The 12,927-nt window shown below is 40.0% G+C and carries 15 protein-coding genes, 2 other RNA genes and 1 pseudogene; 13 read left to right on the top strand and 5 right to left on the bottom strand.

Annotated elements, in window-relative coordinates; genetic code table 11:
• Positions 1 to 89: 89 nt before the first annotated feature.
• The 3 genes from FILTAD_RS08605 to FILTAD_RS08595 form a co-directional block, all read right to left on the bottom strand.
• Positions 90 to 1,034 carry a PstS family phosphate ABC transporter substrate-binding protein gene (locus FILTAD_RS08605; RefSeq protein WP_124070152.1) on the bottom strand — a complete coding sequence of 315 codons (945 nt, stop codon included), beginning with the start codon at positions 1,032 to 1,034 and terminating at the stop codon, positions 90 to 92.
• A gap of 616 nt (positions 1,035 to 1,650) precedes the next feature.
• Positions 1,651 to 1,843: non-coding RNA, 6S RNA (gene ssrS / locus FILTAD_RS08600), on the bottom strand.
• A gap of 221 nt (positions 1,844 to 2,064) precedes the next feature.
• Positions 2,065 to 2,715, bottom strand: coding sequence for a TetR/AcrR family transcriptional regulator (locus FILTAD_RS08595; RefSeq protein WP_160117588.1), 651 nt, complete (start codon positions 2,713 to 2,715; stop codon positions 2,065 to 2,067).
• A 171-nt stretch (positions 2,716 to 2,886) separates the two neighbouring features.
• On the opposite strand from FILTAD_RS08595, the gene FILTAD_RS08590 reads away from it, so the two are divergent.
• Complete coding sequence (locus FILTAD_RS08590; RefSeq protein WP_203229683.1) at positions 2,887 to 4,356, top strand: DHA2 family efflux MFS transporter permease subunit; 1,470 nt, start codon at positions 2,887 to 2,889, stop codon at positions 4,354 to 4,356.
• A gap of 390 nt (positions 4,357 to 4,746) precedes the next feature.
• On the opposite strand, the gene ssrS (FILTAD_RS08585) is transcribed toward FILTAD_RS08590, so the two are convergent.
• Positions 4,747 to 4,940: non-coding RNA, 6S RNA (ssrS, locus tag FILTAD_RS08585), on the bottom strand.
• A 169-nt stretch (positions 4,941 to 5,109) separates the two neighbouring features.
• Between ssrS (FILTAD_RS08585) and FILTAD_RS08580 the strand changes: the two genes are divergently transcribed.
• The 12 genes and pseudogenes from FILTAD_RS08580 (at position 5,110) to FILTAD_RS08530 (ending at position 12,092) form a co-directional block, all read left to right on the top strand.
• Entirely contained in the window at positions 5,110 to 5,982 is an 873-nt protein-coding gene (locus tag FILTAD_RS08580; RefSeq protein WP_124070148.1) for a YitT family protein, read from the top strand.
• A gap of 138 nt (positions 5,983 to 6,120) precedes the next feature.
• Positions 6,121 to 6,573 (top strand): GNAT family N-acetyltransferase, encoded by a 453-nt coding sequence (locus tag FILTAD_RS08575; protein ID WP_124070146.1) that lies wholly within the window; start codon positions 6,121 to 6,123, stop codon positions 6,571 to 6,573.
• A 54-nt stretch (positions 6,574 to 6,627) separates the two neighbouring features.
• Positions 6,628 to 6,810 carry a hypothetical protein gene (locus FILTAD_RS08570; RefSeq protein WP_124070145.1) on the top strand — a complete coding sequence of 61 codons (183 nt, stop codon included), beginning with the start codon at positions 6,628 to 6,630 and terminating at the stop codon, positions 6,808 to 6,810.
• A 128-nt stretch (positions 6,811 to 6,938) separates the two neighbouring features.
• Complete coding sequence (locus tag FILTAD_RS08565) at positions 6,939 to 7,433, top strand: Rossmann-fold NAD(P)-binding domain-containing protein (protein WP_124070143.1); 495 nt, start codon at positions 6,939 to 6,941, stop codon at positions 7,431 to 7,433.
• Positions 7,434 to 7,642: 209 nt separating this feature from the next.
• Positions 7,643 to 8,206 (top strand): ribonuclease FAU-1 family protein, encoded by a 564-nt coding sequence (locus tag FILTAD_RS08560; RefSeq protein ID WP_124070140.1) that lies wholly within the window; start codon positions 7,643 to 7,645, stop codon positions 8,204 to 8,206.
• Positions 8,207 to 8,211: 5 nt separating this feature from the next.
• Positions 8,212 to 8,745 carry a GNAT family N-acetyltransferase gene (locus FILTAD_RS08555; protein ID WP_124070138.1) on the top strand — a complete coding sequence of 178 codons (534 nt, stop codon included), beginning with the start codon at positions 8,212 to 8,214 and terminating at the stop codon, positions 8,743 to 8,745.
• Positions 8,738 to 9,031 (top strand): DUF2087 domain-containing protein, encoded by a 294-nt coding sequence (locus tag FILTAD_RS08550; RefSeq protein ID WP_238988195.1) that lies wholly within the window; start codon positions 8,738 to 8,740, stop codon positions 9,029 to 9,031. Before FILTAD_RS08555 ends, FILTAD_RS08550 begins: the two co-directional genes overlap by 8 nt.
• Positions 9,032 to 9,035: 4 nt before the next feature.
• The gene (locus FILTAD_RS08545) at positions 9,036 to 9,617 is read left to right on the top strand and encodes a nucleotidyltransferase family protein (protein ID WP_124070134.1); all 582 of its coding nucleotides are present in this window, start codon (positions 9,036 to 9,038) and stop codon (positions 9,615 to 9,617) included.
• A 104-nt stretch (positions 9,618 to 9,721) separates the two neighbouring features.
• A pseudogene (locus FILTAD_RS16095) lies at positions 9,722 to 10,171 on the top strand (ASCH domain-containing protein); the annotation flags it as partial.
• On the top strand, positions 10,169 to 10,984 hold the full coding sequence (locus tag FILTAD_RS16090; RefSeq protein ID WP_345788898.1) for a DUF2785 domain-containing protein: 816 nt from the start codon (positions 10,169 to 10,171) through the stop codon (positions 10,982 to 10,984). The pseudogene FILTAD_RS16095 and the gene FILTAD_RS16090, both read left to right, overlap by 3 nt.
• An 81-nt stretch (positions 10,985 to 11,065) precedes the next feature.
• The gene (locus FILTAD_RS08535) at positions 11,066 to 11,716 is read left to right on the top strand and encodes an SIMPL domain-containing protein (RefSeq protein ID WP_124070130.1); all 651 of its coding nucleotides are present in this window, start codon (positions 11,066 to 11,068) and stop codon (positions 11,714 to 11,716) included.
• 22 nt (positions 11,717 to 11,738) lie between these two features.
• Entirely contained in the window at positions 11,739 to 12,092 is a 354-nt protein-coding gene (locus FILTAD_RS08530; protein ID WP_124070128.1) for a spore germination protein GerW family protein, read from the top strand.
• Positions 12,093 to 12,205: 113 nt separating this feature from the next.
• Here the strand turns inward: FILTAD_RS08530 and FILTAD_RS08525 are convergent.
• Positions 12,206 to 12,927: UPF0236 family transposase-like protein (locus FILTAD_RS08525; protein ID WP_203229682.1), on the bottom strand; the 722-nt coding region annotated here is incomplete at its 5' end.

Genomic DNA, 12,927 nt, shown 5'->3' with positions numbered 1-12,927 from the left:
TGTATCGAAGACAAAAGGCGAGCCCCCTCACAGTATGAAGGCTGTACGGCAACCGGACAGCCAAAGTTTGAAATGAGCGATTAAGTCTATTATTTTACAGAATCTAATTGTTTTTTCGCTTCGTCATATTCTGTTACCGGAAGGCGAACATATCCGACTGCATCCGCCATTTCAGCTGAGTTGTCGATGACGAAATCCATGAAGTTTCGAAGAGCTTCTTTTTCTTTCAATGCTGCATTGCTTACATAGACGAACAGAGGACGTGAGAATGGTTCGTATTCTCCAGACTCAATTGTTTTAGAATTGGGTTCAATATCATTAATCGATACAGCGTTTAAAGAGTCTTTGTTCGCATCGTAGTATGCATAACCAAAAAATCCAATGGCATTCTTGTCACCTTTTATGCCTGTTACAAGAACGTTGTCATCTTCAGAAAGTGTTGCTGATTTAACAAGATCACTATCTTGTAAGATTACTTCATTAAAATAATCGTATGTCCCGGAATCTGTACCTGGAGCATAGAAGATAATTTCTTCTTCGGGCCAGCTTGGGTCGATGTCGGACCATTTTTTAGTTGTACCATCTTCCACCCACATTTTTTCGATGTCTTCTACGGTTAGGTTTTTAGCCCAGTCATTTTCTTTATTTACGACAATTGTTAATCCATCAAATGCAATTTTAAGTTCAGTGTACTCAACACCGGCATCGTCCAGTTTTTCTTTTTCTTCATCTTTTATTGGACGCGACGCATTTGAAAAATCGGTTTCACCAGCTATGAACTTTTCAAAGCCACCACCCGTACCTGAAACGCCGACAGAAACTTTTACATCCTTTTCCGCTTGTGCGTACTCTTCAACGAGCGCTTCCATGATTGGTGCTACTGTGGATGACCCGTCACCGGCTAAATTACCGCTAAGTACGAAATCTTCTTTAGCGGAGGCACTCTTTCCGGTACTGCCATCATTCCCACCACACGCTGCTAGAAATATCGAGCAGGCAAGACCGATTGCTGCAAGTGTCTTAACGTTTTTCATCTGTTGTTGTCCCCCTAAAATGTTTTTCCTTACAAGACTCATAGTAAAGGACGATTGTTGAGGCAGTATTAAGGTGATGTAAAGGTTTTGTGAATTCAAATAAATAGTTGGCAAGTGGTAAATCATAAAGTGAAAAAATCCCTACTGGCGGTTAAATCAGCAGGGTTCATTCGGCAGTTTAACCGAAAACTATATAGAACAAGCAAAAGTTTATAATATCACAAGGGCAGTTGCTTTCCGTTCCAGTACTCGCTTTCCGCGGGCGTTGCCTTAATTTCTGCGTTATTTGCAGAAATTAAGGCATTCTGCCCCCCGTGCTCCCAACGCTGACGCTTTTGGTTGCAAAAGCCGTTCTTCGTGACGGCTCTTCCTGCGGGGTCTTCGGCTAACGTTATTCCCGCAGGAGTCTCGCACTTCCACTACAAGCAACTGCAGCCACTCAAATGGAATGCATACGAGGAGCTCCCATACAACGGCATAGACAAGTTATACGTGCAATTCTTTAGTACGTCTTATATAGTATCGTTTTTTGCGTCAATCGATAAAATAACAACAAAAAAGCATCATCCAATAAAGGATGATGCCTGTTTGAAAGCCCTGGTATATATGGCTTTAAAGCGTAGCCGCTTTTGCCGTATCAGATTATGAAAGTTTTAAACCACCACTCCTCAAAGTGGGTGTTCGCAGAAACTATCCTGTATGTCTTAGTTGCTAAAGGAACTAAGCGTACCATTCCAGTTTCGATGTAAAACTCCCTATTACAGCATAAAGGTTAAAACTTAATTACAATACGTACAACGCAGCTTATGTTTATATAGTACAGCATGGCATGATTGTTTTCAATGAAAATATCTTCCAGTAATTGTAGAGTACCTGCCACTTATGTAATCATGAAAGTTTGACTTTCGATGACTGTTCAAATAAACATGTTAGTTTTAGTGACAGGCACCGTTCGCTTTTGGAGTGATAGCTTTTAGAATAACCTCTGTGAAAGAACCGAGGAACCCTAAAAGTTCCAAGGTTCTTTTTTTCACCGTTTTTTAACCCCTTCAATATATGTTTGACGTATACCTGCAAGAATTTCTTCTTTGCTGAAGCCCATTACATTTTTTTGATGAAGGAAAAGGTCGGGACTCAAGGCAGCTACTAATGTGTGTGCAGTCAAAGTTGTCTGGAGTTTTACTATTTCTCCATTATTAATAGATTTTGTATACAAGTCGGAAATAATTTTGTGCAAGTAAAGAAAGATGGGATGGTGGAATTGTAACAATTGAAGTTCACGACTGTATTCAATTTTAATGATGACAAGCATGCTGGCTTTGTCATCTATATAGTCTGCAATCTTGGTAATTACATTGTCCAATTGCTCTAGGGGCGTTAAGGTTTTCTCAGTCGAAGTGAGCAATAAATCTAGTTCTTTCAAAAAGCTCTGAGTATTGCTGCTCAGAATTTCCATACAGATTTCGCCCTTATGAGAATAGCGGCGATATAGGGTGGCTTGTCCGATAGTGGCAGCTTTCGCAATTTGATGCATCGTGACATTTTCAATACCATGTTCAGCAAATAGTTTCTTTGATGCTGTTACAATTCGATTTCGGTATTTTTCAGCGTTTTCCTGACCATGGTTCCTAGAAGTATCTTTGTTTTTTGTTACTTTTTTTTCATTCGTAGAATCAGTCATTGTGAAATCCTCCATTCTGCTTACAAAGCGAATCTATAGAGTAGATAATTACTAGTTGACAAACGGGACAGTTGTCCGTATTATCTTTTTAGAGGACAGTTGTCCTGATAGATTATAGCATTCTGCACAAATTGCAGTCAAATGAGCTTCATGCAAATTAGGAGGATTAAGATGGAGAAGAACGTAGTAACAGAAGAGTTTAGGATTAAAAGTATTATCGTTCCTTTGCTAGCTATTATTGCAGGGGTGTTTATGGTTGTTCTAAATAGCACATCGATGAATGTAGCGTTAACTACCTTACTCAAAGACTTAAACACAGATTTCCCGACAATTCAGTGGACAGTCACTGGTTATATGTTAGCTCAAGCTTCCGTCATCCCATTGGCGGGTTGGTTATCAGATAGATTTGGAGCGAAGGTAGTGTTTTTAAGTTCCATTACATTATTTACAATCGCTTCTGTTTTATGTGCAATCCCTAATAGTGCAGGTTGGCTTATCGCTTTCCGCGTTATACAAGGGCTTGGCGGTGGTTGTGTAATACCTGTTGCGATGGCATATGTATACAGACTTAGCCCGCAACACAAAGTCGGGACTGTTATGGCAATGATGGGGATTCCGATTTTATTTGCCCCAGCTATCGGACCGGTTTTGTCAGGATGGATGGTTGAATTTTATTCTTGGAGATGGCTTTTCCTTATTAATATTCCTGTAGGAATCATCTCTATCATAATGGGTTTAAAAACGTTGCCCAAAGTGGAACGTCAAACGGTTACCGGAATTGATCTGCCAGGCATGATTCTTGCTCCTATCGCGTTCGCTGGGTTGTCTTATGGCGTTATTGAAGGGGCGAATAGTTGGACTTCTGTCAATACAATCGCAGGTCTCGTAATCGGTGGAATCGCTTTAGTGGCCTTTATCATTAGGGAACTATCGATTGAAACGCCGCTTCTGGATTTACGGGTCTTCCGTTCAATAGACTTTTCGATCGGAATCGTCGTGCAATGGATTGGTCAGTTTGCGCTGTTCGGGGCAATCTTCCTGCTTCCACAATTTCTTCAACAAGCAAGAGGTTTTGGAGCATTTGACACGGGAATGATTTTATTGCCACAGGCGATCGCTTCAATGATTGTCATGCCGATTGCAGGTTACCTTTTCGACCGTATCGGCGTCCGTTGGCTTGTCGTCATTGGACTCGGTCTCGTGTCAGGAGCGACTTATCAATATTCCCAAGTAGATATGACAACGACCGGAAAGGATTTACTAGTCCCGTTAATCATGGCGGGGGCAGGTATGGGAATGATGACAATGCCTATGAATACACACCTATTCAATATGGCTCCGCGTCATTTGGTCAGCCGGGTGACGTCACTGACGAATTCCATGCAGCAAGTGATCAATTCGCTTTCTGTAGCCACGTTGGTGACAATTTTATCAGCACGAATCACATTTAGAACAGATGAATTTAAAGAACTTGCCCAATCCGCACCAGGATCTGCTCCACAGACTCCTGAAGCGATGCAGCAGGCGATAGCCGGGGTAGCAGCGAATTCTTTCGGTGATACATTTGGGTTTATGGTGATTGTGGCAATTATTGGAGCGGTTCTAGGTTTATTATTGCGCCGTGAAAAGACTTCTTCTTAAATATTGCTTTGACGGTGACTGCAAGCTTGCCTGACAGACTTTATCAATCGCACCAAACAGACCATTTTTCTTACTAATAAGCAAACCGACCTTTATGTAACGCGGTCGGTTTTTTGTTGAGAAAAATAGGTGTATTTCTAAACCTTGAATTAAAAAGTGAAGCATCAAAATAGTGTCAAATAAACACACAAATGATACGCTGGAATCCTTTATTATACAAATGTTCTATTGGTGGATGTCAAGACTTGTCGTGACAAAGGTTTATTACCTTTTATAACAAAACGTAAAGTGTTTTTGCGTCAGATTTACGTCAATCAATAAAATAACATCAAAAAAGCACCATCCAATAAAGGATGATGCTTTTTTGAGCCTTAGTATATATGGCTTTAAAGCGTAGCCGCCTTTGCCGTATCAGATTATGAAAGTTTTAAACCACCACTCCTCAAAGTGGGTGTTCGCAGAAACTTTCCTGTATGTCTTAGTTGCATATAGGAACTAAGCGTACCATTCCAGTTTCGATGTAAAACTCCCTATTACAGCATAAAGGTTAAAACTTAATTACAATACGTACAACGCAGCTTATGTTTATATAGTACAGCATGCATGATCGTTTTTCAATGAAAATAACTTCCAGTTTTGCAAGACACGTCTTCTGGTTTCCCAGCAAGGTGATAGGAAAGTCAGAAAAAACTTATATCTGAAGACCCCCTCCTTTTTTTGTTAAAATGAATGGAGAAAGAGGGGTAACGCAAAATGGCAATACAAAACTTTAAGAAAACGATTATATTTGAATATATACAAGTGCTTGTTGGGGCCGCGATTGTCGGATTGGCATTCAATATTTTTCTTTTACCGGCAAGACTCGCAGCAGGTGGAATATCAGGGATTAGTACAATTCTATATGAACTTTTCCAATTCAATCCGGCTTACGTGCAATGGATTATCAATATTCCATTACTCATACTGGGTGTATTGATTGCTGGGAAAGAATTTAGTTATAAGACATTTGTGGGGACAGCGTTTTTGCCGTTTGTAATTTGGCTCACAGCGGATATGGGGATTTCGATTGATAATCCATTACTGAGTGCCATATATGGTGGAATTGTGCTCGGAATTGGACTGGGAATTGTTTATCGAGGAAATGGATCAACCGGTGGCACGGCATTAATTGCTCAATTGGTTAAAAAGTTCACTGGCCTTTCAAGTGGTTTTTCGCAACTTCTAGTGGATGGTCTGGTTGTTGTAACTTCTGCATTTGTATTTAACTTTGAATTAGCACTTTACGCATTGATGTCAATATACGTTACGAGTAAAGTAATTGATTTTGTTCAATTGCAAACTTCACCGACCAAATTGGTACTTATAATCACTGAAAAAGAAGAAGCAATCCAAGCAATTATTCAAAATGAAATCAATCGTGGACTCACAAAGATTAAAACAATGGGTGGTTATTCCAATCAGGAGAAAATGATGATTTTATGTGTAGTTGAGCAATCAGAAGCCATTTATTTCAAGAAACTTCTACAAGCAGAAGAGCCTTCATCATTTGTCATTTTCATAAATGCCTCTGAAATATTAGGCCGCGGGTTCTCAAGGGCGAAATACGATGATCTAGAGATAAAGTAAGGATTAAATAAATGACTTGCAGTGCACATCGTGCCTGCAAGTCATTTTTGTTTTGTTCAGAAAAAAGAAGGTGTTTTACTCTCCTTTGTAGAATTAGAATGTATACAAAAATCTAATAACTAAACAGGAGGAATAGGGATGAAATTTACTGTGGACCGAGTGGATGATTTGCAAAAGCTTGATATTACAAAGTTGGTTGAGGAAAGTGAAACGGAAGGCTATCGCTTCTTGTCCCGTTTAGTGGATGACTATAAAGATGGTACAAATACGTTTAACCAACCTGGAGAGGCATTATTTTGCATTCGTGATAAGGGGGAGAATATCGTTGCGATTGGCGGCGTGAATCAATCACCTTTCTCTGAGGACAATAAAGTAGCAAGGTTACAGCGTTTCTATGTGGAAGCGGATGCCCGTCGTCAAGGTGCAGGATCTGCTCTTCTGAAAGAAATAACAGACCATTCACGTGATTACTTTAATGAAATAACTGTCCGAACGGAATCTTCGAAAGCGGATGCTTTTTATCGAGTTAATGGTTTTGACTTTGATGATTCTGCTTCTGAAACAACACATGTTATGAATTTGCAGAAGTGATATCGGATGAATTGTAGGAAAAGGTAAGACGTGAGCCAAATCGGTTTTCGATAGTTGTACATTCAAGTATTACGTATTGCACCAATTTCAATTCATACAGCAGTCGTAAACAGCGCACTCGTCATGTGTAAGGACATGGCGAAGGCGTTTCTTTCTATGTCGATTATATGCGTACGTTCATTGACAGGGAAAATTGTTCCTGTAATCGCCATCGGAACAAACGAAATGGATGGATGAATGAATCCTTTAAAAAGATGTTTTTAGCGAGTATGCCGATTTTTTAGGTGGTTTTCATGTCACGTTTCTAATGTAGAGGTGAAAGGATGAAAAGAAATGGTCACGCCCTCGTAATAGGGGGTACTGGTATGCTAACGAAGGTCTGTATTCATCTGGCACATGAAGGCTATTCTGTTTCCGTCATCGGACGTACGCATACTAAATTCGAATTTCTGCATGTACAAAGCCCCGATCATTCCATCTTTCCATTGATAGTGGATTATGATACCGACGACGTATTTGTTGAAATTGGGAAAGCCCTTGAGGAGAGGGGGCCCTTTGACCTTCTTGTCAGTTGGACACCAAATTATAGCTTGCTGGAGAAGGTTTTGGAAATGAATCATGCAACTGAAAGATTTCGGGTTTTTCATGTAAAAGGGAGTAAGAGGTATTTCGAAGATGAACCAATCCAGGTTCCCAGCGAATGTGATTACCGGGAAATCTTTTTGGGTTTCATGGTGGAAGAGGCTGAATCACGTTGGCTTACCCATAAAGAAATTGCGAATGGGATTATAAACCGGATTATGACTGATGAAGAAGGGGTTATAGGGCAAATTCATCCGTATGAAGCGCGGCCAAGATGATGGATTGCATTAATAGCTCTTTCTCTTATAAACACCGTTAGAAAAACTCAAGGGAATGGGATAGGTACAGACTTATTTAAACAATTAGTGAAACCTACAGTAACAAATTCATTGCCATTCCAATTTTTCTGCAGGAACAAATTGCTTCCGTTCTATGAACAGATGGGTCTCAAGAAGTTTGCGAATGGCATATTGAAATGAGGATATAGATGCTGAAACGAAAATATGGAAGCAGATATGATTGGAAACGGGTAACAGAGAGGACGTATACGGAACTCTTTATTGATAGCGACCCATATTTCAAAGGGTATGTGAGCCTATTACATATGAAAGAAGTAAGTGAACCCTTATATATGACGTACGAGGGGAGGACTGTTTGCATAGCGGATCGCGGTTATTTCTGGATGCAGCATTTTCCCGAAGGTCAGTACTATTCGGTTACAACAGTGTTTGACGCTTCAGGTGGTATTGTTCAGTGGTATATCGATATAAGCAAAAAAATTGGGTATTGTACCGAGCACGGACCATGGATGGATGATTTGTATTTGGATTTAATCGTCTTGCCAACCGGAAAAGTCATTGACAAGGATTTGGATGAATTGGAAACGGCCATGAAGGAAAAAGTAATAACGGCACATGAATATGAATTGGCTTGGTCGGAATTTAAGCGTATTAAAAAGGTATTGGCGAATGGTGTTCTGAATCTAAAAGATATAACAACAGCCCATTTCGATCAATTGCACAGGTCTTTTGACAATATTGAAAGGAAGTGATTAGGATGCTTATTCGAAAAGCGACTACAGAAGATGCAAAAGGTATTGCGAATGTCCATGTGAATAGTTGGAGGACGACATACAAAGGGATTGTACCGGATGCATTTCTGGAAAGTCTTTCTTATGAAAAAAGAGAACAGATTTGGCTGCAAGGGATTAAAGAGAATCATGTTTACATAGCGGAAGATGAGAATGGTCAAGTCGTGGGGTTTTCTACAGGGGGAAAAGAGCGCACGGGGAATTATGAAGCCTATACAGGTGAATTATATGCCATCTATCTCTTGGAAGAGTACCAAAGCAAAGGGATTGGCCGACTACTTGTTCAATCCATCGTGGATGATTTGAAAGAGAAGGGCTTGAATTCGATGCTTATATGGGCGATGGAAGAGAACCCGGCTTGCCGATTTTATGAAGCTTTGGGTGGAAAGAAGATAGATACTGAAGAAATCGAGATTGCAGGTAAGAAGTTGAGTGAAGTCGCGTATGGATGGAATGCTAATTCTACTTATTTTAATGAAAGGAGTGAACGTATTGGCTGAAGCATTTACTTTTTCAGTTGCGGAAAGAGAAAAGATTGTGAAGAACTACTTCAAGCAAGGAATAAACGGACCGCTTGATGTATTTCCGAGTAAGGATAAAAGGAAGTATATTGTTGCTTCGGAAATCATAAAGCGATTTGACAGGGATAAACGTTATACAGAAAAAGAAATCAATGATCTATTAAGGACAATCCACCCCGATTTCGCCACAATTAGACGTTTCCTTATAGACTACCGTTTTATGAACCGAAGTGACGATGGCAGGCAGTATTGGATTGAAGGATGAACATATGATTCTCAAAAGTGAAGAAGATATTAGTAAGTTGATTCGTGAAGATAAATGGATGATGGATATATTGAAATGTACCCGAAAATTGAGTTTACCGGATTGGTGGATTTGTGCAGGATTTGTTCGTTCCAAAGTTTGGGATGTATTGCATAATGTTAAGAAGCGAACGGAGATTCCAGATATAGATGTGATTTATTATAATCCAGCTAACATTGAAGAAAATGAGGAAAAGAAACTTGAAAAAGTGTTAAACAGCCTATATCCGGCTATTCCATGGTCAGTTAAAAATCAAGCAAGAATGCATATCGTCAATACTGTTTCTCCCTATTCATCGTCCGTCGATGCAATCTCAAAATTTCCTGAAACGGCGACAGCATTAGGCGTGAAATTGGATAGGGAAGACAATGTCGTATTAGTAGCCCCACATGGCATAACAGACTTAGTAAATCTGAAGGTGAAACCAACCCCTAATTTCTATTTTTCAAAAGCAAGAATGCAGATTTATGAAACTAGGGTTAGGCGTAAGAATTGGAAGTCCATATGGAAGGGGATTGTCGTTACAGATGTGGGGGTTAATCGATAGAAGGAATTGTCTTGGCATGTCGATTTGTACTTCCGGTGGTAAAGAAGATAAAAGATGAAAATGGAATGAATGCAGTTTTCACTTATAAAAAGGGGAATCTTAGAATGAATCAAGCGTCACAATTATATTGGAATGAATTTTGGAAAGGTGAGGAGCAGCCGCTGTCCGTTAGCGCGTGGATGTTCGGTGGTCTTCCTGATGAGCTTGCGCGGCTTGTGGTTGACGGAACAAAGACAGCTACTTGTTCCGGACATGTCTTCTATGAACTGGAAAATGAGCCATTGCCCACGACAGAAGATTATAGCATTATTTTAAACCGTAACGAACAGCCGGTAGCCATCATTAAAACGGTGGAAGTGTTGCTTATACCGATGAATGAAGTGACGGAAGATTTTGCGGAGGCTGAAGGGGAAGGCCCATATGAAGAGTGGAAATCCGCGCATGTGAAATTCTTCACTAGTGAATTACAGAAACTTGGGCTTGCGTTTTCGGAAGATATGCTTCTCGTTTGTGAACGCTTTACGCTGTTGGACGTGAAAGATGAAAAAAGAATGTTGGCAACAACTTTAAAAAGTTACCTCGGCGGCAAAATATCTATACTTGCAGATGAATGTAGACAAGAAATGTTGTTGAATATCGGTAGTTCGGATGGACATTTGCGCGATAAACTAATCTACCAGAGCTTTGTAAAACTCATTTATTCAAATCAATTGAATCCAAATGAAATCCAAAGTCTACTTGAAACAGTCACGGGTGAATCTTACTTATTTCATCGAATTGGCGAGTCTGGAACGGATTCTGTCTTCACTCGTTCCTTTTCCGTACTTGTCATTGCGGCGATTATAGAGTATGACGTGCAGAATAAAATAGTAAGTCCCGCGATAATACAGCATACAGCCAAGCAGGCTATCCGTTATATGATGGAAGAGAAAGATACACGGGGCTTTATTCCCCAGAAGGGATGGGCTCATGCAATAGCTCACGGCGCTGATGCTTTGGACGCCTTGGCAAAACATCCTTTCATTCAAAAAGAGGATATCAACCAAATTCTTTGTGCAATTAAACATTCCCTCTTCCTACAAGTAGATTATTTAGATGAAGAAGAGGAACGGCTTGCAATAATAATAGCTTCGTTACTTGAATACCAAAATGTCGAAGAGGAAGTCCAACTATGGATCAAAGAATTGACTGAAATGGTCGAAAGAAGTTTGTATGAAAACAAGGGATCAATCGATGCCTACCATGTCCAAAGAACAGTGAAGAACTTTTTGAAGTCAGTTTATGTAATGTTGAATTCGAAAGAAATAGGTGAAAACGTAAATAATGACATCTTTAAAGTGCTAGAAAAATGGATGTATCTTCGTTAAGCACATTCCCTACTTATTTTTCCAAGACAGGTGGCATAGAATCTACAGGACCATAGTCAACGTCAGGAAAGGTGGAGTCACATGTATTATCCCTATGTAAAACAAGCCACGCCTACAGAACGTAGAGTGATGACAGTTAACGGTACTGGTAATTTCGAGGTTGAACCGACGATTGCGCAAATCCAGTTCGAAGTTCGTACTGAAAATAAGGATCTCAGTCGAGCACAACAGGAAAATGCCTATGTGATGAATCAAGTAATCGAGTCGTTGTTAGGATTGGGAATCAGCAGAGAGGATATAAAAACATCCTCTTACAACATCTTCCCACAATACGATTATGTTGAAGGGAAACAACTATTTAGAGGCTACCAAGTTTCAAACACAATCACCGTCAAAATTAGGAACATTGAACAAGTTGGTAATGTAATCGATGTAGCTGTCCAAAATGGTGTAAACAGCGTTTCATCGATTCAGTTCATGATTGAAAATGAAGAATTATATTATCGACAAGCGCTTAGTCTGGCGTTAAAAGATGCCTCAGCCAAGGCACAGACAATTGCGGAAACCATGCAGATTCAGTTTGATCCTATTCCTATAAAAATTGTAGAAGAAGGTAGTGGCGGGCCTATCGCATTCCAATCATTCGCAGCTAAAGAAACAAGCGTGTCCACACCAATCGAACCAGGACAAATCACAATTAGCGCTACCGTTAATGTACAATTTCAATACTAAAACGCTAGAAAGAAGGTAGATTATGGAGACCGAAAAAACGACTAACTACCAATCTCCCATTGGAAAGCTATTTGAAAAATTTGCGCGTCAAAAAGACGTGTCCTTGGTTTATGGCGATCCGATTGAATTCATCAATAAAAAAGTGCTTCCTGTAGCAAAAGTAAACTATATGGTTGGTGGTGGAGGTGGCTATTCCGGAGAATCGGCTAATTCCTCGGTTGGTCAGGGCGAGGGCGGTGGAGGGGTCATTAAAGTAACGCCCTTGGGAGTATATGAGATCAATTCAAAGCAAGTCAAATTTAAACCAGTTATTGATTTTAAATTCATCTTAACACTTGTCACTATTTTAACCTTGGGTCTTGCCTTGTTAGATTGAGTCAAGTTTTTGTGGGAGGTATTTCAAAGGGGCATATTTCTTTGCTGGTATAGCTACTTATGAATGCGTTTTCATTCCTTTATTTTTCCAAATTACAGTGTTGATTTTACAATTTAAAAACCTTGAAGACCTTTAAGCGCTTGATAGATAGGTTTTCCAGTTGCCTGGTGTAAGTAGGAGACATTGTGCCTTGTCGCTTCTCCTACGCTACTTTTAAGCTTTTCTATATAATGTTTAGGTGGTTTTGTTTCCTGTGGTTTTCGGAGCTTACTTTCCATTTTCCCTACTAATGTTTTGATATCTAAGCCATCTTTTAGGGCGACCATGAAGTCAATAAATGCTGTAATCCCCTTATCACTCCAGCTTCGCCCGTTCTTTAACCGCTTCGCAAACACCCTCATTGTCCCTTCGGCACTTCCCATTGGACGCATACCACTTGTATCAATCCCTTGATCACCCAGCCACACCCGATAGTCTCCCAATGCTTCTGGGTACTGGGAGAGTTGGCGAATTAAATCTGCTAATGCTTCTTCTTTTTTATCATCATCGAATGTACCTACGGCACTATTTAGTTCCACCATAAAGCCGTCCACGTCATATTTCGCAAGTTTCTTGCAGATGGAACGGTATCGCTTATGTCCCTTAAAAATAGAGCGGACATCTCTCGCTACATGAAAACGATCTAAGGTGAAAAATGCATTCTTAAAATGCTCACGACAAGAGGTAATCCACGGTGCTCCGTCACCGTTTATCACAAGAAAGTGGACAGCTGGATCGTATTCATATGTGTCCATTAAATATTGTTCGAAACCTTCCCAAAAAGGAATAGTTCCCT

The sequence above is a fragment of the Filibacter tadaridae genome, from assembly GCF_900609045.1.
Lineage (GTDB): Bacteria > Bacillota > Bacilli > Bacillales_A > Planococcaceae > Sporosarcina > Sporosarcina tadaridae.
The sequence above is the reverse complement of the archived record's forward strand: the minus strand, read 5'-3'. Positions and strand labels throughout refer to the sequence as shown.